Source organism: Achromobacter kerstersii (genome assembly GCF_902859595.1).
Lineage (GTDB): Bacteria > Pseudomonadota > Gammaproteobacteria > Burkholderiales > Burkholderiaceae_B > Achromobacter > Achromobacter kerstersii.
Genome location: NZ_CADIJQ010000001.1, coordinates 1871072 through 1896470, shown reverse-complemented (window position 1 = coordinate 1896470; position 25399 = coordinate 1871072). Strand labels below are relative to the sequence as shown.

Sequence of the window (25399 nt, the reverse complement as noted above, 5' to 3'; positions counted from 1 at the left end):
TCTCCCTAGGATTTCGTCCCGCTATTGTTGCCATCGGTCTGAGACTGAACCACGGGGCCCAGGACTGCGGCTTGCCCGCCATAAACCGGGGTATCTACAGGGAAGGGAAGCATGTTGCGGTTATTTTCGGGCTTGCGCATTGGGGCGCGCCTGTCGGGCGCGTTTTTGCTTGTGGCGCTGATCGGCGGCGCGATCGGGGCGTTCGGCGTTTGGGGGCTGTCTCGGATCAATGAATTGAATGATCGGCTGTATGACACCGAGCTGCGTGGCATATCGGATCTGAAAGAAGCCAATATCAACCTGATCTACGCGGGCCGCGCCCGCAGCGGCTATCTGGCCGCCACCACCGAGCAGGATCGTCAGGCGTTGAAGAAGCAGTTTGACGATGCGGTAAAGAACATGGTCGTGCTGCGTGAGAAGGCTGCGAAGAACTTCCATGAAGAAGACGGCAAGCGCCTGCTGGCCCAGTTCGTGGAGACCGAGCAGGTCTGGAAGCGTGAGTCTGAAGCGTTCTTCGCGGCAGCGAAATCGCAGTCGATGACGCAAACAGACCCGAAGGTGCTCGAGATCGAAAAGCGCGTCATTGCGTCGTCGCAAAAGCTTGATGACTTGATGACCGACCTGGCCGTGGGCAAGGAAAAGTCCACGGCGCAGTCCGTCGACCAAGCCACGAATCTGTACGACACCGTGCGCTTGATCATGATCGTGCTGGCCGTGATGGGCGTGGCAATTGGCATGCTGCTGGGCTGGCTGGTGACGCGCGGCATCGTGCGTCCGTTGCAGCAAGCGGTATCGGCCGCGCGCCAGGTTGCCGCAGGCGACCTCACGACTGATATCCAGGTCGCCACGCGCGACGAAACGGGCGAGCTGATGAGCGCGCTCAAGGCCATGAACGAAAGCCTGGCCCGCATTGTTGCCGATGTGCGTGACGGCTGTGAGAGCATCGCCTCGGCCTCGTCGCAGATCGCGCAAGGCAACTCCGACTTGTCGCAACGCACGGAAGAGCAGGCGTCGTCGTTGGAAGAAACCGCCGCGTCGATGGAAGAGCTGACCAGCACCGTGCAGCAGAACGCCAACAACGCCAGCGAAGCCGACCGTCTGGTCACGCAGGCCTCCAGCGTTGCCGTGCGTGGCGGTGAGGTGGTTGAAGGCGTGGTGCAGACCATGAGCGCCATTTCCGACAGCTCGCGCCGCATCGCCGATATCACCGGTGTGATCGACGGTATTGCGTTCCAGACCAACATCCTGGCGCTTAACGCTGCCGTAGAAGCCGCGCGTGCGGGCGAGCAGGGCCGTGGCTTTGCGGTGGTGGCAGGCGAAGTGCGCACCTTGGCGCAACGCTCGGCCGTGGCCGCCAAGGAAATCAAGGCCTTGATCGATGAATCGGCCACGCGCGTTGAAGGCGGCACGCGTCAGGTCGATGAAGCCGGACGCACCATGCGTGAAGTGGTCGACAGCGTGCGTCAGGTGGCAATTCTGGTGCGCGAAATTGCCAGCGCGTCGGAAGAGCAATCGTCCGGCATCGGCCAGGTGAACCAGGCCGTGGCGCAGATGGACACCGTGACGCAGCAGAACGCGGCGCTGGTGGAAGAAGCGGCAGCGGCTGCGGCCAGCATGCAAGAGCAGGCCGGCCGACTGGCGCAGGAAGTGCGCCGCTTCAAGGTCGACGCCAGCAGCGGTTCGGCAGGCCATGCACAAGCCCGCCTGGTGCAGGCCGTGCCGGTCGTGACGAGGAAACCGGTGGCATCGACGGCACGCCCGTCGCAAGCGCGCCCCGCGCTGGCCAACGCGTCGGACGACGACTGGTCGACCTTCTAAGCCGGTGGCAGAACGAGCGCGGCGGCGGATTCGCCGTGCTCGTTTTGTCTCGGTTTTTGAGCTGCGGGTCAGGTTGGAATGGTAAGGTTAGCCACTTTCCGCCGTCTGCCAGCAGCCCATGAGCCTGACTGATTCTTTCCGCCGGACCTCCGCCGGCGTCCGCCGCCTGATGCGCCGAAAGGTGCGCCAAATCAATCGTCTGTCACGCAAGAGCCTGCAAATGGCGCTGTTGCTGGGCGGTGCCGGTTTGGTGGCGTTGATGTCGCTGGGCTTTGCGTATCTGGCCGACAAGGCCTTGGACTGGAACCGCGAATGGGTGGGCCACAACGGTTGGCTGGCCTTGATTGTGTTGCCGTTCAGTCTGGCCGCTTTGCGCTGGCTGACGCTGCGCTTCGCGCCCAATGCCGCGGGCAGCGGCATTCCTCAAGTCATTGGCGCGCTGTCACTGCCGCCCGGCCCCAGCCAAAGCAGTCTGGTGTCCCTTCTGCAAACCCTTTGGAAAATTCCCCTGGCGTTCTTCGGCATGCTGGCCGGCGCATCAATCGGCCGCGAAGGCCCATCGGTGCAGGTGGGCGCGGCGCTGATGCTGGCCTGGGGCGACTTCTGGAAGCGGCGCGGCGTGCAACTGCGCGGCTTTCACGCCAACGAACTGATCGCCGCAGGGGCCGCAGGCGGCCTGGCCGCTGCCTTCAACGCGCCGCTTGCCGGCGTCATTTTCGCGATTGAAGAACTGGGCCGTGGCACGGTGCTGCGCTGGCAGCGGCTGGTGCTGATTGGCGTGCTGGCGGCCGGCTTTCTGGTGGTGGCCGTGCAAGGCAACAACCCGTACTTCGGCGTGTTCGGCGGCGCGCCGTTGGCGCACGGCATGGTCATGTGGATTGTCGTGTGCGGTGCGATCAATGGCGCGCTGGGCGGCATTTTCGCGCGCTTGCTGGGCAAGGGCGCAGCTGGGGCAGCGCCCGCCGCGTGGCGCGCCTGGATACGCACGCATCCCATCTGGACGGCGTTCATCATGGGGCTGATTCTGGCCGTGATCGGCCTGTGTACCGCTGGCACCGTGTACGGCACGGGCTACGGCGTGGCGGCCAATCTGCTGTCGGGCCAAGACACCGCGCCGGCCGGTTTCGGCCTGGCCAAACTGGCGGCGACCGTCGCGTCTTATTGGGCAGGCATTCCGGGCGGCATCTTCACGCCCGCGCTGACCACGGGCGCGGGCATCGGCCAGCATATCTGGGAATTGGCGGGCGAGGGCGTGGACCAGCGCGTGCTGGTGCTGGTGTCGATGGCGGCGTTCCTGGCCGCAGCCACCCAGGCGCCGCTGACCGCCAGCGTGGTGGTGATGGAAATGACGGGCAGCCAGCCGATGCTGTTCTGGCTGCTGGTGTGCTCGCTGCTGGCCTCGGGCGTGTCACGCCAGTTCTGCCCGCAACCGTTCTACCATCTGGCGGCAGGGCGCTTCCGCCGGCAAGCCATTGTCGAGGCCGGCCGGGCCGCGAAGGGCGATGCGGGCGCATCGCAAGCGAAGGCGCCGGCGGGCTGATGGGGCGTGGCTCAGCCCGCTGTTCCAGCCACGCAACGACAGCCACGCACCTTCATTACGCACCGAAGCCGTGCGTGCGCGGTGCACAATCAGGGTGAACACCTACTGGACACTGTCCGTGTGGCGGACATCCTGGTCGTGCACCAATATGGCGCGAAAAGCGCTGCGTTAAGATCGTCCGATCCTGTTTTTCTCACTTCACTCCGAGCTTCTCATGACCGTGAATGCCTTTATTTGTGATGCGATCCGCACTCCCTTCGGCCGCTACGGCGGCGCGCTGGCTTCGGTGCGCCCCGACGATCTGGCCGCTGTCGCCATCAAGGCGCTGGTAGCGCGCAACCCCGGCGTGCGCTGGGAAGAACTGGATGACGCGATCATGGGTTGCGCGAACCAGGCTGGCGAAGACAACCGCAACGTCGCCCGCATGGCCACGCTGCTGGCCGGTCTGCCGATCGAAGTGCCCGGCGCCACCGTCAACCGCCTGTGCGGTTCGGGCCTGGACGCCATCGGCACCGCCGCCCGCGCCATTCGCGCCGGTGAAGCCGGCCTGATGCTGGCTGGCGGCGTCGAAAGCATGAGCCGTGCGCCGTTCGTCATGGGCAAGGCCGACAGCGCGTTTTCGCGCAACGCCGCCATCTATGACACGACGATCGGCTGGCGCTTCATCAACAAGCTGATGAAGGCGCAGTACGGCGTGGATTCCATGCCGGAAACGGCCGAAAACGTCGCAGACGATTTCAAGATCAGCCGCGAAGACCAGGACTTGTTCGCGCTGGCCAGCCAGCAGAAGACGGCTCGCGCGCAGAAAGAAGGCGTCTTCGACGCCGAGATCGTGCCGGTCTCGATCGCACAAAAGAAGGGCGACGCCATCGTCGTGTCGAAGGACGAGCACCCGCGCGAAACCAGCCTGGAATCGCTGGCCAAGCTGAAGGGCGTGGTTCGTGAAGGCGGTTCCGTCACGGCCGGCAACGCCTCGGGCGTGAACGACGGCGCCGCTGCGCTGCTGCTGGCTGACGAAAAGGCTGCCGCTCGCCACGGCCTGACCCCGCGCGCTCGCGTGGTTGGCATGGCAACCGCTGGCGTTGCGCCGCGCATCATGGGCATCGGCCCGGCGCCCGCCACGCTGAAGGTGCTGGCGCAAACCGGCCTCACGCTGGACCAGATGGACGTCATCGAACTGAACGAAGCGTTTGCCGCACAAGGCCTGGCCGTGATGCGCCAACTGGGTCTGGCCGACAACGATCCGCGTGTGAACCCCAACGGCGGCGCGATCGCCCTGGGTCACCCCCTGGGCGCCTCCGGCGCGCGTCTGGCCACCACCGCGATCAACCAACTGCACCGCACGGGCGGCCGCTACGCACTGTGCACGATGTGCATCGGCGTGGGTCAAGGCATTGCGCTGATCATCGAGCGCGTCTGATCCCTGAAGTGTTGTTTTTTCCGCCGCTTCGTCCGGGGCGGAAATGAAAAGGGAGCCCCGCGGGGCTCCCTTGCTGTATCTGGCGGGGGTGTGGCCGCCTCTGAGCGGGCCGTTCAGGGCAGGCCGTCGATTTTCCGGCCGGCCTTGATGCCATGCTGGTCGAACCAGCCTTGGGCCATTTCCAGGGCGTAGCGCACGGGCTTCTTCGCGCAATGCGGGTCTTCGGTCTGGGGCGCCATGTCATCGATGTTGACGATCGTGCCGTCGTCGGCGATAAAGGCAATCGAGAGCGGCAGCAGGGTGTTGCGCATCCAGAAGCACTGCACGTCGGGCTGCTCGAACACGAACAGCATGCCGTCGTTACCGGGCAGCTCTTTACGGAACATCAGTCCGCTTTGGCGGGTGGCGTCAGTATTGGCGACTTCTGCGCGGATAATATGGATGCCCGCCGACAGTTGCGTGGTGGGCAATTGCGGTTGCGGTCCGGTTTGTGCGTGGGCGCTGGCAGACAGTGCGAATGCGGCGGCGGCCAACGCCGCTGATAACGCTTTCAACCATGCGGGTTTAACGATTGAGGACGCTGTCTTAAACAACGTGCGACTGACAGGGAACAACTCGGCATTCTTCAGCATGGCCTGGCGCAGTAATTAGAAAATAACAAGGCGGGGCTCGAAAGCCCCGCCTGATAATGGTGCAACCTTACCGTTGCACTTTAAGGGTAACTCAGGCAGCCGTGATATTAAGTGCCTGTTTACCTTTGGGCCCCTGGATAATTTCGAAGGCCACTTTCTGGCCTTCTTTCAGGGTTTTAAAACCATTCATCTGGATGGACGAAAAGTGGGCGAACAAATCTTCACCGCCGTCGTCGGGCGTAATGAAGCCAAACCCCTTTGCATCGTTGAACCATTTGACGGTGCCCGTCGATTTGGGATTGTCCCCTTGGACGGCGGTTGCGGTCGGATCAGACATGCGGACTGCCTCATTGAATCGTATGTTGACAGAAGGGCATCGCGGTCTAGACCTCTGTCCCCCCCTCCGGCTTCCTGGCAGATTTTCGATGAGTTGAAAACCCCAGAATGCGCTGATAATGCGCCGCTTTTCTTCGTGTCGTCAAGTATGGAAACTACGTATTTCTGCGTGTAATTTTGCGTAAGTTGCGCGTTAGGCGTCCCCAGTTTAAATAGAATAGCCGCCCTATGAGTTCTACCTTGGATACCCAGCATGATTTGGCCGTCGAGAAGGCACCGGCACGCGCCGCGCCGCCTCCGATGTATCAAGTGCTGTTGTTGAACGACGACTACACGCCGATGGAATTCGTCGTGAAAGTCTTGCAGAAATTTTTCAATAAGAACCACGAAGAGGCCACGCGGATCATGCTGCAAGTGCATCACGAAGGGCGCGGAGTATGCGGGGTGTATCCCCGCGACCTCGCGGCGACCCGTATTGCGCAAGTGGGCCAGTATGCGCGGGCGCGTCAGCACCCGCTTCAATGCGTGATGGAACCCGTTTAATACTAAGAATGAAGACGCCGCCAGCGATGGCGGCGTTGTGCTGTCCATGATTTGAACAGCAGTATCCGCGCACCGGGAAGCGCGCGGATCGCGTTGGTCGGCAGCTCCGCCGCTAAGGAGCGTTGTGGTTGAGTAGGCGGAGGGGTTTGCCGTGAGTGGAAAGATCAGTAAGACCTGGCTGGCGGTTGCCGGCGTTGCGGTATTAGCGGGCGCGATTGGCGCGGGTTGGTGGATGGGCAAGGATCGCCAGGCGGCGAGCCCGGCGCCGGCGCCTGTGTCGGCCCCTGCGGCCAGTACGGCGACGCCGGCCACGCCGGCCGCGGGCGAAGCCAAGCCCGTGCTGCCTGCCAGCGCGACAGTGGGCGCGGCAGATCCTTTTGCGGCATTGACGTGCCAGCCGCGCCAATACAACGATGCGTTGGCGCTATCCGTCACCTTCACGCAGCCGGTTGACGCCAAAGGCAACCTGGACAATTTTCTGCAGGTCACCGACCTGGGCGCGTCTTCGGGCAAGGACGGCGAAAGCAGCGAGTCTGCAACGTCCGACCAGCCCGCCTCGGTCAAGGCAGGCGACTCCGCGCCTAAAGGCAAGATCCTGAAGGGCAACTGGATCGTGGGCGAAAACCCGCGCATGGTGTATTTCCCCTTCATCCAGCCGCAACGCAAGTACGCGATCACGGTCCGCTCCGGTCTGGCCGGCGTGGGCGACAAGGTCGTGCTGGCGGAAACGACCAACTGCGAAGTGAACACGCAGGCCATGCCGCCTTCGTTCTACTTCGCCAGCCGCGGCGTGGTGCTGCCGGCCGGTCAGAACGGCGGTTTGCCCGTGGCGACCGTCAACGTGTCGGAAGTCGACGTGCAGTTCCTGCGCGTGGCGCCTGACCGCGTGCCCGAACTGTTCGAAACCGTGTTGGGCATTGGCCGCAACACGGCCACCGAGTCCGAGGACGACGAGGGCGGCTACAACGAAGATGATGGCTGGCGCTATTCCGACAACCGCAGCCTGAAGGGTTCGGTCAGCAACTGGGATCTGGACCGCCTGAATTCGTTGACGACCAGCGTCTACCAAGGCCGCTTCCTGACGGACGACAAGCCCAACCGCCGCCATGTGACGTTCCTGCCTGTTGAAGGCGTGAAGGAACTGCAAGAGCCCGGCATCTACATCGCGGTGATGAGCCAGCCTGGCCGTTTCCGCTATGAATACCAAGTGACGTATTTCTACGTCAGCGACATCGGTCTGCATGCGCGCCGCTACAGCGACCGCATCGAAGCCTATTCCGTGTCGCTGAAGTCCGGCCAGGCGATCTCTGGCGCCGTGTTCGAACTGGTGGACGGCAGCGGCAAGTCGCTGGCCAAGGCGGCCGCCGACGGGCAAGGCCATGTCCGCTTTGAAGGCAGCTTCACCAATGCGCGCGTCATCCGCGCCTCGCGCGACAAGGAAATGACGGTGCTGGCGCTGGCCGAGCCGGCGTTGGACCTGTCGGAATTCGACACGGGCGGCCATTCCTCGCGCCCGAACAACCTGTTTGTCTACGCCGGCCGTAATCTGTACCGCCCGGGCGAAACGTTCAACGTGTCGGTGCTGCCGCGCGATCTCGACGGCCGCATGCTGACCCCCGCGCCGCTCACCGCCACCATCAAGCGCCCCGATGGCCGTGTGGTGCAGACCACGTTGTGGCAGCCGAACAAAGATTTGGTGGGCTATGTTGAGCGCGCCATTGATCTGCCGCTGGATGCGCAAACTGGTACCTGGCTGCTTGAGCTGCGTGTCGACCCCGCGTCGCGCGCGCCGGATGCGTCGTGGAAATTCCAGGTCGAGGAATTCCTGCCTGAGCGCATGAAGATGGCGCTGACGTCCGAGCAGGAAGTGCTGTCGCCCGACGAAGAATTGACGGTGGATGTGCAGGGCGACTACCTGTACGGCGCACCGGCTGCCGGCAACCGCCTGCTGTCGACCTTCCAGGTCAAGCGCGACCGTTTCGCGCTGGCGCAGCAATGGCCGGGCTTCATCTTTGGCGACGTGGCCGATGATTCCCGCCGCACCTTTGGCGAACTGCCCGAAGCGGCGCTGGACGACAAGGGTTACGCGCAACTGGAAGTGAATCCGAACACGGCCGGCACGCATTCGCCCATGAAGGTGCGCGTGTCCGCCAGCCTGCTGGAATCGGGCGGCCGCCCGGTCGTGCGTTCGATCGAGCGCAGCGTCTGGCCCGCCGACAAGCTGATTGCCGTGCGTCCGCAATTCGACAGCGACGTGGCCCGTGAAGGCGCGCCCGCCGGATTCGAAGTGATCCGCGTCAACGCGCAAGGCAAGGTCGAACCGCTGGCCCAGGCCCAGATGCGTCTGTTCCGCGAAGAGCGTCAGTACTACTGGCGTTTCGACGACCAGCGCGGCTGGAACAGCGGCTATACCGAAACCGAAGAACTGCTCGATTCGCGCGAGATCGCGCTGAAAGATCGCAGCCAACTGACCGTGCCGGTCAAGTGGGGCCGCTACCGTCTGGAAATTGCCGACCCGGAAACGGGCGAGACGATGCGTTACCGCTTCTATGCGGGCTGGAATGCGCAGGACGCCGATTCGATGGGCAACCGCCCCGACCGCGTGCAGATGAAGCTTGAAGGCGTGCCGGCCAAGCCGGGCGATACCGTCAAGGTCACGCTGACGCCGCCGCACGACGGCCAGGCGCTGGTCACCGTGGAAGGCGACCGCATGCTGTGGTCCAAGTGGGTGTCCGTGAAAGCGACGGGCACGGAAGTTGAAATTCCCATCGACAAGGACTGGAAGCGTCACGACCTGTACGTGGCCGCCGCCGTGTTCCGCCCGGGTAGCGAAGGCGACCGCGTCACGCCGGCCCGCGCGTTGGGCTTGGCTTTCCTGCCGATCGCCAGCGCCGACCGCAAGCTGGACGTCAAGCTGACCGCGTCGCCCAAGGCGGTGCCCGAAACCAAGACGACTGTGCGCGTCAAGGTGGATGGCGCCCAGGGCAAGCAGGCCACGGTGACGCTGTCTGCCGTGGACGTGGGCATCCTGAACATCAACCAGTACGCCACGCCCAATCCGCTGGATTATTTCTTCGGCAAGCACCGTTACGCGCCCGAGTTGCTGGACATGTACGGCAAGCTGATCGAAAAAATGGACGGCACCAAGGGCAAGCTGAAGTGGGGCGGTGACGCCGCCATGCGCGGCGACAGCAAGAGCCTGCCCAAGAAGGTCAAGCTTGTTGATCTGTTCTCGGGCCCGGTGACGCTGAACGCGCAAGGCGAAGCGGACATTCCGCTGGACCTGCCTGATTTCAACGGCACGCTGCGCCTGATGGCAGTGGCCTTCACCGCTGACAACTACGGCAGCACCGACACCGAAATGGTGGTGGCGGCGCCGATCGTGGCCGAACTGAACACGCCGCGCTTCATCACCCCGGGCGACCAGGCCGCGATTGCGCTGGACGTATCCAACCTGAGCGGCTCCGATCAGAAGATCACGATCAAGCTGGAAGCGCTGGACCCGCTGGCCATTCCCGATGGCGTGCGCACGCTGACGCTGAAGGACAAGCAACGCACCACCTTGCGCTTTAACGCCACCACGACGGGTTCGTATGGCCTGGGCCTGATCCGCCTGACCGTTGATGGCCAGGGCGCGGGCAAGCCCGTGCACCTGGTGCGCGAATCGGTGCTGCAAGTGCAGCCGGCCTACGCGGGTGAACGTCAGGTGCGCCGTCTGCGCCTGAATCCGGGCGAGACGAACGCGGCGCAAGCGTCGTGGGTGTCTTCGTACTATCCGGATTCGGCGCTGGTCAGCGTGACGGTGTCGAACCGCCCGCCGTTCAACGTCAACCGCCTGGTTGAAGGCCTGCTCGCGTATCCGTACGGATGCACGGAACAGACCATCAGCCGTGCCTTGCCGTGGGTGCTGATCGATGCAGACGTCGCCAAGCAATACGGCCTGAAGCCGCATTCGCAAGCTGAACGCGCGGCGCAGGTCTCGACCGCTATCGCGCGCTTGTCGGGCATGCGCAACGCTGTGGGTTCGTACAACCTCTGGAGCGGCTCGACGTCCCGCGATGTCTGGCTGACGGCCTATGCCGTGGGCTTCCTGCAAGACGCGCGCGACAAGGGCTTTGAAGTGCCTGAAGCCACGCTGGACCGTTCGCGTCAATGGCTGCTGGAGCAAGTGCAGCAGACGTCCAATGGATTTGGCACGTGGTCGGTGAACCTGCGCCGCAACGTTGAAGCCGGCCGTATCGACGGCAGCGACGCCAACATCCTGCGCGAAGACCATCGCCGTTTCGCCGGTCTTGCGACCGCGGTGCTGGCATTGGCGCGCGACAAGAAGGCGCCGCTTGCCACGGTGCGTCAACTGTTCGACAACTACCAGGAACGTGCGCGTTCGCCGCTGCCGCTGATCCAGCTGGCCGCCGCATTCAAGCTGATGGGCGATGAAGGGCGCATGAAGTCTGCGCTGGATGCCGCCATGACGCGCGAATATGGTTTCCCGCGCCGCGACTACAACGCCTATTACGACGAATGGCTGGGCGACTACGGCAGCAGCGTGCGTGATTATTCGTTGGCCTACGCGCTGGCGAACCAGTACGGCCTGAAGCATGACCGCCTGGAAAACCTGCTGACGCAACTGACGGCGCGACTGGGCAACCGCTCGTACCTGTCGACCCAAGAACGCATGTCGCTGTTGTTGGCCGCGCGCGTCATGGGCGGCGACAAGAGCACGCCGTGGTCGGCGGCGCTGCTGGTCAATGGCAATCGCAAGGAGCTCGATGGCGGCAAGAGCGATCAGATGGTGTCTGTGCCGGCTGCTGATCTGGCCAATACGCAGATCATCAACACGGGTGCGCAATCGCTGTTTGTTGAATACGACATCCAGGGCAGCCCGACGGTGGCGCCCAAGCCGCGCAACGACGTGATTCAGTTGAAGCGTGGCTGGTATCGCCCGGACGGCCGTCCGTGGGATGGCGGCAGTCTGCAAACCGGCGACATGCTGGTGGTGTGGGTGCAGGCCAGCGCCAACCAGATCATTCCTGATGCCTTGATCGAGGACCGCGTGCCGGCAGGTTTCGAAGTTGAAAACCTGAACCTGTCGCAAAGCCCCGAGATGCAGGAATGGACGATTGGCGGCCGCCGCGTGGCGGAAGCGATGTCGGATTCCAACATCAAGCATCGCGAGTTCCGCGACGACCGCTACGTGGCCGCCGTGTCGTTGGGCCGTGGCAAGGTGGATGTGTTCTATCTGGTGCGCGTCGTGACGCCGGGCCGCTATGCGGTGCCGTCGACGGTGGCCGAGGATATGTACCGCCCCGAAATCCGCGGCGTGGGTGAGCAGTGGAGCACGGTCGACATCCGCGATCGCGGCGCCAAGCGTCCTTGAACGCCGCCGCTACCTCAACGCCAGGCGCCCAGCGCGCCCGGCGTTGGCGGCGGCGCGGCATCATCGCGGCCAGCGTGTTGTTTGCGCTGGCCGCGTTGTTATTCGTGCTCGACCGCTTGTATCCGCTTCCCCGTATCGACTCGGGCGGCGCGGCCGTGGTCGTCGCTGCCGACGGCACGCCGCTGCGCAACTATCCCAGCCGCGACGGCATCTGGCGTTATCCCGTCAAACCGGACCAGGTTTCCGACCGCTATCTGGAAACCCTGCTGACGTACGAAGACCGCTGGTTCTACTGGCATCCTGGCGTGAACCCGGTGGCGCTTGCGCGCGCCGGCTGGCAATGGGCCACGAACCGCCGCATCGTGTCGGGCGGGTCAACGCTCACCATGCAGGTGGCGCGCCTGATTGACCCTCAACTAGCCGGCAAGCCGTCGCGCTCGATGTCTGCCAAATTGCGGCAAGCGTGGCGCGCGGTGCAGCTGGAGATGCACTACAGCAAGGACGAAATCCTGTCGCTGTACCTGACGCATGCGCCGATGGGCGGCATTGTGGAAGGCGTGGAAATGGGCTCGCGGCTGTGGCTGGGCAAGTCGGCCCGCAACTTGAGCCCGGCCGAAGCCGCGATGCTGACGGCTTTGCCGCAGGCCCCATCCCGGCTACGGCCCGACCGTCATCCCGACGCCGCTCAAGCTGCGCGAGACAAGGTGCTGGACCGCATGGCCGAGCTGGGCCGCTGGACGCCAGCCGAAGTGGCCGACGCCAAGATCGAAAACGTGATTGCGCCGCCGCTGCGTGCGCGTTGGCTCGCGCCGCTGGCCGCGCAACGGCTGTTGCAAGAGGCGGGCGGCAAGGCTGCGTCGCGCCGTCCGGGCGAACGCCCGCCGTTGGTGTCGTCCACGCTGGATGCCGACATGCAGGCGTCGGTGGAACAAATGTTGCTGGACCGCGTTGACGGCCTGCCGCCCAAGGTGTCCATGGCCGTGCTGGTCATGGATAACGATACGCTCGAGGTCAAGGCCTACGCCGGATCGGCTGATTTTTCCGACGATACCCGTTATGCGCATGTGGATATGGTGCGTGGCGTGCGCTCGCCGGGTTCTACTCTGAAGCCGTTTCTGTACGCGCAGGCGCTGGACGAGGGGCTGATTCACTCGGAAAGCCTGCTGATCGATGCGCCCATGTCGTTCGGCGGTTACGCGCCCGGTAATTTCCAGGCGGCATTTTCGGGGCCGATCAGTGTGGCGCAGGCGCTGCAGCGTTCGCTGAATGTGCCCGCCGTGGACTTGCTGGACCGTGTTGGCCCCGTCAGTTTTGCATCGATGATGCTGTCGGGCGGGGTACGGTTACGTTTGCCCGCGGGTGCAGATCCAAATTTGAGCTTGATTTTGGGCGGGGGTGGCACCACATTGGAAGAATTGGTGGGTGCTTATCGGGCCTTGGCCCGGGGCGGCATCTCTGGGCGGCCCCGTCTGCGGGCGGAGCAGCCTCGGATTGAGTCCCGTATGATGAGCCCTGGAGCCGCCTGGATCGTTCGCGATATTCTCGAAGGCGGCGGGCACCCTGACCGGCCGTTTTATCAGTCGGGCAGTCCGGCCCGGCGGCTGGCCTGGAAGACCGGAACCAGCTTCGGATTCCGCGACGCCTGGGCCATTGGGGTGACCGACAGATGGACGATTGGCGTTTGGGTCGGCAGGCCCGATGGAACGCCGAACCCCGGATTTTTTGGGGCGAATGTGGCGGCGCCGCTACTGCAGGATATTGTGGCGGCATTGCCAGAAGGCGCGCAGCAGGTGCGCAGCCGGCCCGAAACGGTGCAGGCAGCGGTCACGTGCTGGCCCTTGGGTTACAGATTGGGCAGCGTGCCCTCGGGGGAATGTCCCGAACAGCGCGCGGCCTGGCTGCTGAATGACACGGCGCCGCCGTCGTTTGCCGGTTATGCCGACGCCACGCAAGGGCCTTTGCGCTTGGGTGGTGTTGCAAATGGATCGGTGCTGCGGCCCGTGCCAGGCAGCAAGCAAGTGGCGCTGGATGTCGATGTGCAAGGCGCCGAAGGCGAAGTATGGTGGATGCTTGATGGGCGTGTGGTGAAACACGGCGCGTCGAGTCATCCGTTTAATTTAGTGCTGGCGCAAGACGGCCGGTATACGCTTACCGTCATGGACACGCAAGGCCGCCACGACAGAGTGGTTTTTGAAATCTCTGGCGTTACGCCATGATCGGCATAGAATATGAATCGTGTATTTGACCGCTTCGATGCAATACGGAGGAAGCGTGATTTCTCAAGAGCTTGAAGTCAGCCTGCATATGGCTTTCGTCGAGGCCCGTTCGGCCCGGCACGAATTTATTACGGTTGAGCATCTGCTGCTGGCATTGCTTGACAACGCTTCGGCAGTCGAGGTTCTGCGCGCATGCGCGGCGAACCTGGACGACTTGCGCCGCAACCTCCGCCAGTTCGTTTCGGAAAACACCCCGGTGATTCCAAGCGGCGCCGAGGTCGACACGCAGCCGACGTTGGGCTTCCAGCGCGTGATTCAACGCGCAATCATGCACGTTTCCGCAGGGGGTACTGGCAAGAAGCCAGTGACCGGCGCAAACGTGCTGGTGGCCATTTTCGGTGAAAAGGACTCGCACGCCGTGTACTACCTGCAACAGCAGGGCGTCACGCGCTTGGACGTCGTCAATTTCCTGTCGCATGGCATTACCAAACAGCCCCAGGTGGAGTCCGCCGCCGTGCAGAAAGAGCAGCAGACCAATGGTGAAGAACAGGGCGAATCGCGTCAGTCGCCGCTGGATCAATATGCCACCGACCTGAATGCCGCCGCACTGGCGGGCCGCATCGATCCCCTGATCGGACGCGAGCACGAAGTCGAGCGCGTCATTCAAGTGTTGTGCCGCCGCCGCAAGAACAACCCGCTGCTGGTGGGTGAAGCGGGCGTGGGCAAGACCGCCATCGCCGAAGGCCTGGCGTGGCGCATCACGCGCGGCGAAGTGCCTGAAATTCTGCAAGCGGCTCAAGTCTTTTCGTTGGACATGGGTGCGCTGCTGGCCGGCACCAAGTACCGCGGTGATTTCGAACAGCGCCTGAAGGGCGTGCTCAAGCAGATCCGCGGTAATCCCGACGCGATCCTGTTTATCGACGAAATCCATACGCTGATCGGCGCCGGTTCGGCCTCGGGCGGCACGCTGGATGCGTCCAATCTGCTGAAGCCGGCGCTGTCTTCCGGCCAGCTCAAGTGCATTGGCGCCACCACCTATACCGAATATCGCGGCGTCTTCGAAAAAGACCACGCGCTGTCGCGCCGGTTCCAGAAGATTGATGTGCCGGAACCCAGCGTCGAGCAAACCGTGCAGATCCTGCGCGGCTTGAAGAGCCGTTTCGAAGAGCATCACAGCGTGCGCTACTCGGCCGCTGCGTTGTCGGCTGCCGCCGAATTGTCGGCCCGCTTCATCAATGACCGTCATCTGCCGGACAAGGCGATTGACGTGATCGACGAAGCCGGCGCCGCACAGCGTCTGCTGCCGCGTTCGCGCCAGAAGAAGGTGATCGGCAAGGTCGACATCGAAAACATCGTGTCCAAGATTGCGCGCATTCCGCCGCAGTCGGTGTCCAACGATGACCGCAGCAAACTGGCCACGCTCGACCGCGATCTGAAAACCGTGGTCTTCGGCCAGGACGGCGCCATCGATGCCTTGTCTGCCGCCATCAAAATGGCGCGCTCGGGGCTGGGCAAGCCGGAAAAGCCGATCGGCGCATTCCTGCTGTCGGGCCCCACGGGCGTGGGCAAGACCGAAGTGGCTCGCCAACTGGCGTTCACGCTGGGCGTCGAGCTGCTGCGCTTCGACATGTCGGAATACATGGAACGTCATGCCGTGTCGCGCTTGATCGGCGCGCCGCCGGGATACGTTGGTTTCGACCAGGGCGGTTTGCTGACCGAAGCCATCACCAAGCAGCCGCACTGCGTGCTGTTGCTGGACGAAATCGAAAAAGCGCACCCGGATGTGTTCAACATCCTGTTGCAGGTCATGGACCACGGCACGCTGACCGACAACAACGGCCGCAAGGCAGACTTCCGCAACGTCATCCTCATCATGACGACGAACGCGGGCGCCGAAACCTTGAACCGTCCGTCGATCGGGTTTGCCAATTCGCGGATGCTGGGCGACGAAATGGCGGAAATCCGCCGCATGTTCACGCCTGAGTTCCGCAACCGCCTTGATGCAATCATTCCGTTTGCCGCGTTGGACCGCGAGGTCATCCTGCGCGTGGTGGACAAGTTCCTCATGCAACTCGAAGACCAGTTGCACGAGCGCCGCGTGGAAGCCGTGTTCACCACGAAACTGCGCGAACACCTTGCCAAGGAGGGGTTCGACCCGCTCATGGGCGCGCGTCCCATGCAACGTCTTATCCAAGACACCATCCGCCGCGCGCTGGCCGACGAGCTGCTATTTGGCAAGCTGGTTGACGGCGGTTCGGTCACGGTGGACCTGGACGATTCGGGCAAGGTGACGTTGGACTTCGACGACAACGGGAAACCGCCGTCATCGGATGCGCCGGATAAGCAGGAAGTCGAACTAATCGATTAATGACCGCGGACCACCAGCCGCTGATCGAGTGCGAACATTGCGCAAGCGTTTATCGCCGACATCAGCTTGAACCTGGAGAGACCGCCAATTGCGCCCGCTGCGGAGCCATACTCTGGCGCTACAGCGGGCTTACTTTGTCCAATTGGCTGGCCCTCGCCCTCACTGCCCTGATCGTGTTCGGGGTGGCTAACGCCTACCCGGTCGCTTCCATGTCCGTGCAGGGCATGGTGCAACAGGCGTCCTTGCTGGACGCCATTTCCATTACGTGGCGCCAAGGCCATTGGGTCGTCGCCGTGATGACGGGCCTGGCTGGCTTTGCGTTGCCGCTGCTGCAGCTGACCGTGTTGTTGTGGGTGCTGGGCCCCTTGTCCCAAGGCCGCGAACCGGTCGGCTTCCGGGGCGCCATGCGCCTGCTGGGCATTCTGCGTCCGTGGTGCATGATTCCGGTGTTTTTGCTGGGCGTGCTGGTGGCGGTGGTGAAGCTGGCCGGCATGGCGGCGGTGTCGCCCGGCATTGGCCTGGGCGCGTTCGGCGCACTGACCATTTTCCTGACGATGCTGGGGCGCCTGTCGCCGCATGTGTTGTGGCGCTATGCCGAAACTGCCGGCGTAGCCCCCGTGCACATCCCCGAGACCGGGCCGGATACGGTGCTGGCCGGCTGCCACGTCTGTGGTCAGGTGCAGGCGCTGCCGCGTGAGGCCGACCCCGAAGAAGAACACCACTGCGTGCGCTGCGAAGCCGTCGTCCACTACCGCAAGCCGGATCACCTGGCGCGCACGTGGGCGTTGCTGCTGGCGGCAGTCGTTTTCTACATCCCGGCTAACGTCCTGCCTGTGATGAAGGTCAGTTCCGTGTTGGGCGACAGCGCCCATACCATTCTGGGCGGCGTGGTCGAACTGTGGCAGATGGGGTCGTGGGACATCGCGCTGATTGTCTTCATTGCCAGCGTGGCCGTGCCGCTGACCAAGCTGCTGGCGCTGATCCTGCTGCTGTTGACCGAACAGTGGCGTAGCACGACCAACTTGCGTCCGCGTACCCGCTTGTATCAAATGGTGGAGTTCATTGGCCAGTGGTCGATGCTGGATGTTTTTGTCGTTATATTGCTGGCGGCCCTGGCAGATTTTCAGGGACTGATGGAGATCAGCGCCGGCGCAGGTGCGGCGGCGTTTGGCGTGGTAGTGATTTTGACGATGTTGGCGGCCATGAGCTTCGACTTGCGCCGTAGTTGGGACCTGGAAGGCGAAAGTGAAATCGATGCGCCCGAGGTCGAGGGCGCCAGCCTCTCGCGCCCAGCGGATCGCGCGGCGCCCCTTGCAGGCAAGGAAGTGGGTTAGCAACAACGATGGTTTCCCGCTCAAGAATAAAAAGGAAAGTAGATGTCCGATCAAAAGCCCGAAGCCGGTGAAGAGAAGTTCAAGTCGCCAGCGATCTCGCGCAAGCAGAAGAGCCGGATCTCGTGGATCTGGCTGGTGCCCATCGTGGCCGCGCTGATGGGCTTGTCGCTGGTGGTGCGGACCTGGATGCAGGCCGGCCCGGACATCTCGATCTCGTTCAATACGGCTGAAGGGCTGGAAGTCGGCAAGACCCAGCTGCGCTACAAAGACGTGAACATCGGCACGGTGAAGTCCATTGGCTTCAATGGCGACCGCAGCAAGGTCGTCGTGCAGGCCGAGCTGGCCAAGGACGTGTCGGACCTGGCGCGCGAAGGCACGAATTTCTGGGTCGTGCGGCCGCGTCTGGACGTCAGTGGCGTGTCGGGCCTGGGCACCTTGTTGTCGGGCGCCTACATCGGCGTGGACGCCAGCGAAGGCAAGAATGGTTCCGCCAAAGCCACCAAATTCAGTTTTGAAGGCCTGGAGATTCCGCCTGCGGTCACGCATGACCGCGCAGGCAAGCGCTTCAAGCTGAAGGCATCCGACCTGGGGTCGCTGGACATCGGCTCGCCTGTCTATTTCCGCCGCATCAATGTGGGCCGCGTCATCGGCTATGAGCTCGACAAGACCGGCACCGCCGTGAACGTTGAAGTATTCGTGGATGCGCCCAACGACAAGTTCGTGACCAACGGCACGCGTTTCTGGAACGCCAGCGGCGTGGACTTCAGCGTCAATGCAGACGGGTTGAAGGTGCGTACGCAATCACTCGTGTCAATGGCGATTGGCGGCGTGGCCTTTGAATCCGTGCAGAGCGCGCGCGACGGCAGTGCGCCCGCGCCTGCGGACGCCAACTTCGACTTGTATTCGACCGAAGCGGCCGCCAAGGCCAACCCCGACGGCGAAGCCTTCCCGATCCGCATGCGCTTTGACCAGTCGATCCGTGGCCTGACGGTGGGTGCGTCAATTGACTTCAGCGGCATTACGTTGGGCAACGTCACGCAGATCACCCTGGACTTTGATCCGGCCACCAAGCGCTTCTACTCGATCGTGGACGCGACCTTGTATCCGGAGCGCCTGGGCCGCGTCTATGACGAAGTGCGCGAACGGGCGACCAAGGATGGCGATGTGGCGGGCACCCGTTTGCTGGGTGTGATGATCAAGCATGGCCTGCGCGCGCAGTTGCGCACGTCCAACCTGCTGACCGGCCAGTTGTATGTGGTGCTGGACAACTTCCCGAACGCCAAGCCGGTGGATTTCCAGCCGTCTGACCCCGCCGTGATCCCGACCATCCCGGGCAACCTGGATCAGTTGCAGCAGCAGGTCAGCAACATCGTCGCCAAGATCGAGAAGATTCCGTTCGACAAGATTGGCGAAGACCTCCGCACCACGCTGGCCAGCACGTCCAAGCTGATGAACCGCCTGGACAAGCAGGTGGCGCCGGAAGCGCAAAGCATGCTGAAGCAGGCCAAGGAATCGATGGCGAACATCAACGCAATGCTGGCGTCCGACGCATCCTTGCCGGTCAACACCGAAAAAGCGATGCAGGAACTCGGCCGCGCGGCTCGTTCGTTGCGCGCCTTGGCTGATTTCCTGCAATCCAACCCCGAAGCCTTGTTGCGCGGCCGTGGCAACGACCCGATTCCCGGTTCAGGCCCTGTCAGGAACTAAAGAACCATGACTCTTACCCACATGCGTCCCGTCCTGTCTTTGCTTGCCTTGTCCGCCGCGTTGGCGGGCTGCGGGTCATCGCCACCCGTGAATTACTACACCTTGCAGGGGCCGGCGGCCCAAACGCCGGCGTCGTCCGCCACTGCGCCCGCCAGCTATCTAATCGAGGTTCAGGGCGTCACCCTGTCTACCCAGGCCGACCAGCCGCAGTTGATGGTGCGCACGGGTGATGGCAGCGTGTCGGCGCTGTATTCCGAGCGCTGGAGCTCGCCGCTGGGCGATGAGCTGCGCGGCGCCTTGTCCGATGCGCTCAAGCGCGAATTGGGGGCGCTGGATGTGCAGGCGGTCAAACCTGGCCCGGGGGCGCCTGTGTGGCGGGTGCAGACGGACGTGCAACGCTTTGACCTCGTGTCCGGAAAAATGGCGCAGCTGGACGCCACCTGGCGCGTGCGGCCCGTCAATGCCAAAGGCACGGGTCTGTTGTGCCGCAGCGTCGTCACGGAAAACGTGACGGAAGCCGGCGTGCCAGCGTTGATCGCCGCGCAGCAGCGGGCGGTCGTCAGCTTGGCGGGGGTGATGGCATCCGCGATCCGGGGTCAAACCCCGGCGGGACCGGCTTCGGTGCAGATGTTGGGCTGCTCCGCGCTCAAGGATTAAGAAACCTGCACGATCTCAATTGGTTAACCGGGGTCTAACCTAGGGTTAACCTTAATACAAACGCGGTTGCAACCTGTCTAGCATACGGTCCTACCCATACTGGGATTCATTCGAATCCAGTATTACCTTTGCCATGCGACAGGAAGCAATCTCTTATGGCCAGCACGACCCTCGGCGTCAAAGTCGATGACGCACTACGCGACCGCCTGAAAGCCGCCGCGAACAAACTCAATTGCACGCCGCATTGGCTGCACAAGCAGGCCATCTTGTCTTATCTGGACAAGATCGAGCGCGGCCATCTGCCCGCCGAAATGTCGCATCTGGGCATGGATACCGGGGCGGACGAAGAGGGCGGCGACGCCCATGCCGCCCCGACGCCGCCGTTCTACGAGTTTGGCCAGGACGTGCAGCCGCAGTCGGTGCTGCGCGCGGCGATCACCGCCGCCTACCGCCGCCCCGAACCTGAATGTGTTCCGCTCTTGCTGGGCCAGGCCCGCATGCCCAACCTGGAAAAGGTGCATGCGATGGCGACGGACCTCGTCAAGAAGCTGCGCGGCAAGCGCAGCGGCGGCGGGGTGGAAGGGCTGATCCAGGAATTTTCCTTGTCGAGCCAGGAAGGCGTGGCGCTGATGTGCCTGGCCGAAGCGCTGCTGCGTATTCCTGACCGCGCCACGCGCGATGCGCTGATCCGCGACAAGGTCGCCCGTGGCGACTGGAAGTCGCACATGGGCGGTTCGCAATCGCTGTTCGTCAACGCCGCCACCTGGGGCCTGATGATCACCGGCAAGCTCGTGGCCGTGAGCAGCGAACAGTCGCTGTCCAAGGCGCTGACGCGCTTGATCGGCAAGGGCGGTGAGCCGCTCGTGCGCAAGGGCGTGAACATGGCCATGCGCATGATGGGCGAACAGTTCGTCTCGGGCCAGACCATCTCTGAAGCGCTGGCGAACAACCGCAAGATGGAAGCGCGCGGTTTCCGCTATTCGTACGACATGCTGGGCGAAGCCGCCACCACGGCCGAAGACGCCGACCGCTATTACGCGTCGTACGAGCAGGCCATTCACGCCATCGGCAAGGCCGCGGCCGGCCGTGGCATCTACGAAGGCCCGGGCATTTCGATCAAGCTGTCGGCGCTGCACCCGCGCTATTCGCGCAGCCAGCGCGAACGCGTCATCGCCGAACTGCTGCCGCGCGTGAAGGCGCTGACGGCATTGGCCCGCAGCTACGACATCGGCCTGAACATCGACGCCGAAGAAGCCGACCGTCTTGAAATCTCGCTCGACCTGCTGGAAGCGCTGTGCTTCGCGCCCGAGCTCGACGGCTGGAACGGTATTGGTTTTGTCATCCAGGCGTATCAGAAGCGTGCGCCGTTCGTGATCGATTACGTGATCGACCTGGCTCGCCGCAGCCGCCACCGCGTGATGGTGCGTCTGGTGAAGGGCGCCTATTGGGACAGCGAGATCAAGCGCGCCCAAGTGGATGGCCTGGAAGGCTACCCCGTCTATACCCGCAAGCTGTACACCGATGTGGCCTACCTGGCGTGCGCCCGCAAGCTGCTGGGTGCGCCCGAAGCCGTGTACCCGCAGTTCGCCACGCACAATGCGTACACGCTGGCGGCCATCTATCAATTGGCGGGGCAGAACTACTACCCGGGCCAATACGAATTCCAGTGTCTGCACGGCATGGGCGAACCGCTGTACGACGAAGTGGTCGGCCCGCTGGCCCAAGGCAAGCTGAACCGCCCGTGCCGCATCTACGCACCGGTCGGCACGCATGAAACGCTGCTGGCGTACCTGGTGCGCCGCCTGCTGGAAAACGGCGCCAACACCTCGTTCGTGAACCTGATCGGCGACGACAGCATTCCTGTCGAAACGCTAGTGGCCGATCCGGTGGAAGCGGCCTCGCGCATCGTGCCGCTGGGTGCGCCGCACGAAAAAATTGCACTGCCGCGTGAGCTTTACGGCAACGTGCAGCAGGGCGCTCGCGCCAACTCGGCCGGGCTGGACCTGACCAACGAACACCGCTTGGGCTCGTTGTCCGCTGCGCTGCTGGCCAGTGCCGGCACGCCGTGGCGCGCCGGCCCCATGCTGGGCGAAGGCGAACAGGCCTGGGACCCGGCGCGTGCCGTTGAAGTGCGCAACCCCGCCAACCTGCGCGACGTGGTGGGCCACGTGGTGGAAGCGCAATCCGAAGAAGCGGACGCTGCATTGCGTGCTGCCGCCAACACGGCGCCCATCTGGCAATCGACCCCGGTGGCCGAGCGCGCGCAATGCCTGCGCCGCGCCGCGCAATTGCTGGAAGAGCAGATGCAGACCCTGTTGGGCCTGATCGTGCGCGAAGCCGGCAAATCGCTGCCCAACGCCATCGCCGAAGTGCGCGAAGCCGTGGACTTCCTGCGCTATTACGCCGATCAGGCCGAGCAGGAATTCAGCAACGACACGCACCGCCCGCTGGGCACCGTGCTGTGCATCAGCCCGTGGAACTTCCCGCTGGCCATCTTTACCGGTCAGGTCGCGGCTGCGCTGGCCGCCGGCAACACCGTCGTGGCCAAGCCCGCTGAACAAACCCCGCTGATCGCCGCGCAAGCCGTGGCCATCCTGCGCGCGGCCGGCGTGCCGGACGGCGCGGTGCAACTGCTGCCGGGCCGTGGCGAGACCGTGGGCGCGCAACTGGTGGCCAGCCCCGCCGTGCGCGGCGTGATGTTCACCGGTTCGACCGACGTAGCCCGCATCATCGCGCGCACGCTGGCCGACCGCCTGGATGACGACGGCCACACCATTCCGCTGATCGCTGAAACCGGCGGTCAGAACGCGATGGTGGTGGACTCGTCCGCCTTGTCTGAACAGGTTGTGTTCGACGTGCTGAGCTCGGCCTTTGATTCGGCCGGCCAACGCTGCTCGGCGCTGCGCGTGTTGTGCGTGCAGGAAGACAACGCCGACCACGTGCTGACCATGCTGCGCGGCGCAATGCGCGAACTCAGCGTGGGCAACCCCGACCGCCTGTCGGTCGACGTTGGCCCCGTGATCGACACCGACGCCCGCAATGGCATCCAACGGCACATCGAAACGATGCGCACGGCGGGCCATCGCGTGGATCAAGTGGAACTCAACGGCGAATGTCGCCACGGTACTTTTGTGCCGCCGACCATCATTGAAATCGACCACATCAGCGAACTGACGCGTGAAGTGTTCGGCCCGGTGCTGCACGTGGTGCGCTACAAGCGCGACGAGCTCGACGCCTTGCTGGACGCCATCAATGGCACGGGCTACGGCCTGACCTTCGGCGTGCACACCCGCATCGACGAAACCATTGCGCACGTGACGGGGCAGGTCCATGCCGGCAACGTCTACGTCAACCGCAACATCGTGGGCGCCGTGGTGGGCGTGCAGCCGTTTGGCGGCGAGTGCCTGTCCGGCACCGGCCCCAAGGCCGGTGGCCCGCTGTACATGTACCGATTGCTGGGTACGCGCCCGGCCGGCTTGCCGCCGGCGCTGGACGCTGCTGCGCCGCTGCCGCAACGCATTGCGTTGCCGGGCCCCACGGGTGAAACCAACACGTACATGGTTGAGCCGCGTGGCGCGGTGTACTGCGTGGCCGCCACCGAGGCCGGTGCGCGTGCGCAGTGGTCTGTGGCGCGTCTGACGGGCAACCACGCCTGGTTCGCGGACACGCCTGCGGCGCAAGCGCTGCTGGCCAAGCTGGACGCCGAGCAGCAAGGGCAGGCGGGCATTCTGGCTGATGACGAAGTCGATCAGGCCGATTACCAGGCTGTGCTGTTCGAAGGCGATGGCGACGCGCTGCAAGCGCTGAACCAGCGCATCGCGCAGCGTCCCGGCGCCATCCTGTCGGTGCATGGCTTGACGTCTGACGCCCTGGCGGCGGGTGCCGGTTATGTGCCGGAACGCCTGCTGACTGAACGCTCCATCAGCGTCAACACGGCCGCCGCAGGGGGCAACGCCAGCCTCATGACCATCGGCTGACGTGACCGTCTGGGAACCCTCTGGGGACTGAGGGTTATCTCCAATATCGGGCAAGGTTGCACTGGAACGAAAATCCGGTCGCACCTTAAGTCTGGATGTCGCAACCCGGCATCCAGACTTTGCAGAAAATGCATACGCGGGACCCGGCCACCGCTGGGCCCGCGGTAGTAGAAAAAACCAAAAGCCTGGCTAAAAGCTCAGGTATAACAAGGCCTTAAGTGCTAGAACAAGTACACGGCCAGTAGTCCGACATCCCGGAGGATTCCCCATGAAGTTCCGCACCACTTTGAAGCTTCTCGCCGCCAGCGTTGCTGCTGTTGGCATGACGGCCGCCGCACAGGCTGCCGATATCAAACTCGGTTTCGCCGCGCCCCTGACCGGTCCGCAATCGCACTACGGCGAAGACATGCAGAACGGCCTGAATCTGGCGCTGGAAGAGGCCAACAAGAAGGGCATCAAGGTTGACGGCCAGCCCGCCAAGTTCGTGCTGGTGTCGCGTGATGATCAAGCCGACCCGCGCGTTGGCGTGCAGGTGGCGCAGCAACTGGTCGACCAGGACGTCGTCGGCATTCTGGGCCACTTCAATTCCGGCACGACCATCCCCGCATCGCGTGTTTACCATGAAGCCGGTCTTCCGCAGATCGCCATGGCCACGTCGCCGGAATACACCAAGCAAGGCTACGAAACCACGTTCCGCATGATGACCAGCGACACCCAGCAGGGCGCCGCGGTGGGCAAGTTCATGGTGCAGAACCTGAAGGCCAAGAAGGTTGCGATCATCGATGACCGCACCGCTTACGGCCAAGGCCTGGCCGATGAAGTCGAAAAGGCCGTGAAGGCCGCCGGTGGCGAAGTGGTCCGCCGCGAATACACCACCGACAAGGCGAACGACTTCACCGCCATCCTGACCAACATCAAGGGCGCCGCGCCTGACGCCATCTTCTACGGCGGCCTGGATGCGCAGTCTGGTCCCATGAAGCGCCAGCTGGCCACGCTGGGCCTGAAGGCGCCGCTGGTCTCCGGTGAAATGACCCGCAGCGACACCTTCATCAAGCTGGCGGGCGACGCTGCCGACGGCACCTTTGCCTCGCTGGCCGGCGTGCCGCTGGACAAGATGACCGCAGGCAAGGACTTCGAACAACGCTATCAGGCGCGCTTCAAGAAGGCCCCCGGCGTCTATGCACCTTACGCGTATGACGGCGCATGGAACATGATCACGGCCATCGAACAGGCCGGTTCCGCCAAACCCGAGAAGTACCTGCCCGTGCTGGCCAAGCCTGACCGCAAGGGCGCCACCAGCGAGCACATTTCCTACGACGCCAAGGGCGATCTGAAGGAAATCTCGGTCACCATCTACGAAGTCAAAAACGGCAAGTGGGAGATGGTTGAAACGATGGTCAGCCAGGCCAACTAAGGCCGGTTGAACGCAGGGTGGGCCCGGCGTTGCCGGGGGCCACCCGCTCCGTCCGCCCAC

General features: G+C 63.7%; 14 protein-coding genes. 12 read left to right on the top strand and 2 right to left on the bottom strand.

The window, feature by feature from the left end:
- Positions 1–111: 111 nt before the first annotated feature.
- The 3 genes from HV765_RS08380 to pcaF all read left to right on the top strand — a co-directional run bounded on the left by HV765_RS08380 (position 112) and on the right by pcaF (position 4778).
- Positions 112–1818, top strand: a complete 1707-nt coding sequence (locus tag HV765_RS08380) for a methyl-accepting chemotaxis protein (RefSeq protein ID WP_175169372.1) — start codon at positions 112–114, stop codon at positions 1816–1818.
- Positions 1819–1936: 118 nt separating this feature from the next.
- Positions 1937–3358 carry a chloride channel protein gene (locus HV765_RS08375; protein WP_054424974.1) on the top strand — a complete coding sequence of 474 codons (1422 nt, stop codon included), beginning with the start codon at positions 1937–1939 and terminating at the stop codon, positions 3356–3358.
- Positions 3359–3572: 214 nt separating this feature from the next.
- Positions 3573–4778, top strand: coding sequence for a 3-oxoadipyl-CoA thiolase (pcaF, locus tag HV765_RS08370; protein WP_054424976.1), 1206 nt, complete (start codon positions 3573–3575; stop codon positions 4776–4778).
- 113 nt (positions 4779–4891) lie between these two features.
- On the opposite strand, the gene HV765_RS08365 is transcribed toward pcaF, so the two are convergent.
- Both HV765_RS08365 and HV765_RS08360 read right to left on the bottom strand, forming a co-directional pair.
- The gene (locus HV765_RS08365; RefSeq protein ID WP_156336713.1) at positions 4892–5410 is read right to left on the bottom strand and encodes a DUF192 domain-containing protein; all 519 of its coding nucleotides are present in this window, start codon (positions 5408–5410) and stop codon (positions 4892–4894) included.
- A 91-nt stretch (positions 5411–5501) separates the two neighbouring features.
- Positions 5502–5747, bottom strand: a complete 246-nt coding sequence (locus HV765_RS08360; protein ID WP_054424977.1) for a cold-shock protein — start codon at positions 5745–5747, stop codon at positions 5502–5504.
- Between the two features lie 227 nt (positions 5748–5974).
- Between HV765_RS08360 and clpS the strand changes: the two genes are divergently transcribed.
- The 9 genes from clpS (at position 5975) to HV765_RS08315 (ending at position 25339) form a co-directional block, all read left to right on the top strand.
- Positions 5975–6289 carry an ATP-dependent Clp protease adapter ClpS gene (clpS, locus tag HV765_RS08355; RefSeq protein ID WP_006220276.1) on the top strand — a complete coding sequence of 105 codons (315 nt, stop codon included), beginning with the start codon at positions 5975–5977 and terminating at the stop codon, positions 6287–6289.
- A 151-nt stretch (positions 6290–6440) separates the two neighbouring features.
- Positions 6441–11666: an alpha-2-macroglobulin family protein gene (locus tag HV765_RS08350; RefSeq protein WP_156336716.1), complete on the top strand. Its 5226-nt coding sequence runs from the start codon at positions 6441–6443 to the stop codon at positions 11664–11666.
- Positions 11663–13882, top strand: a complete 2220-nt coding sequence (pbpC, locus tag HV765_RS08345) for a penicillin-binding protein 1C (RefSeq protein ID WP_054424979.1) — start codon at positions 11663–11665, stop codon at positions 13880–13882. The genes HV765_RS08350 and pbpC overlap by 4 nt, the downstream gene beginning before the upstream one ends.
- Positions 13883–13919: 37 nt before the next feature.
- On the top strand, positions 13920–16250 hold the full coding sequence (gene clpA, locus HV765_RS08340; protein WP_245636393.1) for an ATP-dependent Clp protease ATP-binding subunit ClpA: 2331 nt from the start codon (positions 13920–13922) through the stop codon (positions 16248–16250).
- Positions 16250–17584 carry a paraquat-inducible protein A gene (locus HV765_RS08335; RefSeq protein WP_175169371.1) on the top strand — a complete coding sequence of 445 codons (1335 nt, stop codon included), beginning with the start codon at positions 16250–16252 and terminating at the stop codon, positions 17582–17584. The genes clpA and HV765_RS08335 overlap by 1 nt, the downstream gene beginning before the upstream one ends.
- 42 nt (positions 17585–17626) lie before the next feature.
- The gene (locus HV765_RS08330; protein WP_054424983.1) at positions 17627–19291 is read left to right on the top strand and encodes a PqiB family protein; all 1665 of its coding nucleotides are present in this window, start codon (positions 17627–17629) and stop codon (positions 19289–19291) included.
- A 6-nt stretch (positions 19292–19297) separates the two neighbouring features.
- On the top strand, positions 19298–19948 hold the full coding sequence (locus HV765_RS08325; RefSeq protein WP_254600498.1) for a PqiC family protein: 651 nt from the start codon (positions 19298–19300) through the stop codon (positions 19946–19948).
- A gap of 155 nt (positions 19949–20103) precedes the next feature.
- Positions 20104–23925 (top strand): trifunctional transcriptional regulator/proline dehydrogenase/L-glutamate gamma-semialdehyde dehydrogenase, encoded by a 3822-nt coding sequence (gene putA / locus HV765_RS08320; RefSeq protein WP_054424988.1) that lies wholly within the window; start codon positions 20104–20106, stop codon positions 23923–23925.
- Positions 23926–24193: 268 nt separating this feature from the next.
- The gene (locus HV765_RS08315; RefSeq protein WP_175169370.1) at positions 24194–25339 is read left to right on the top strand and encodes a branched-chain amino acid ABC transporter substrate-binding protein; all 1146 of its coding nucleotides are present in this window, start codon (positions 24194–24196) and stop codon (positions 25337–25339) included.
- Positions 25340–25399: the final 60 nt, after the last annotated feature.

Bases quoted from the DNA above. Each gene is read 5' to 3' on its own strand.
- HV765_RS08380 (WP_175169372.1), top strand. From the start codon at position 112: ATGTTGCGGTTATTTTCGGGCTTGCGCATTGGGGCGCGCCTGTCGGGC.
- HV765_RS08375 (WP_054424974.1), top strand. From the start codon at position 1,937: ATGAGCCTGACTGATTCTTTCCGCCGGACCTCCGCCGGCGTCCGCCGC.
- pcaF (WP_054424976.1), top strand. From the start codon at position 3,573: ATGACCGTGAATGCCTTTATTTGTGATGCGATCCGCACTCCCTTCGGC.
- HV765_RS08365 (WP_156336713.1), bottom strand. From the start codon at position 5,410: ATGCTGAAGAATGCCGAGTTGTTCCCTGTCAGTCGCACGTTGTTTAAG.
- HV765_RS08360 (WP_054424977.1), bottom strand. From the start codon at position 5,747: ATGTCTGATCCGACCGCAACCGCCGTCCAAGGGGACAATCCCAAATCG.
- clpS (WP_006220276.1), top strand. From the start codon at position 5,975: ATGAGTTCTACCTTGGATACCCAGCATGATTTGGCCGTCGAGAAGGCA.
- clpA (WP_245636393.1), top strand. From the start codon at position 13,920: ATGCAATACGGAGGAAGCGTGATTTCTCAAGAGCTTGAAGTCAGCCTG.
- HV765_RS08335 (WP_175169371.1), top strand. From the start codon at position 16,250: ATGACCGCGGACCACCAGCCGCTGATCGAGTGCGAACATTGCGCAAGC.
- HV765_RS08330 (WP_054424983.1), top strand. From the start codon at position 17,627: ATGTCCGATCAAAAGCCCGAAGCCGGTGAAGAGAAGTTCAAGTCGCCA.
- HV765_RS08325 (WP_254600498.1), top strand. From the start codon at position 19,298: ATGACTCTTACCCACATGCGTCCCGTCCTGTCTTTGCTTGCCTTGTCC.
- putA (WP_054424988.1), top strand. From the start codon at position 20,104: ATGGCCAGCACGACCCTCGGCGTCAAAGTCGATGACGCACTACGCGAC.
- HV765_RS08315 (WP_175169370.1), top strand. From the start codon at position 24,194: ATGAAGTTCCGCACCACTTTGAAGCTTCTCGCCGCCAGCGTTGCTGCT.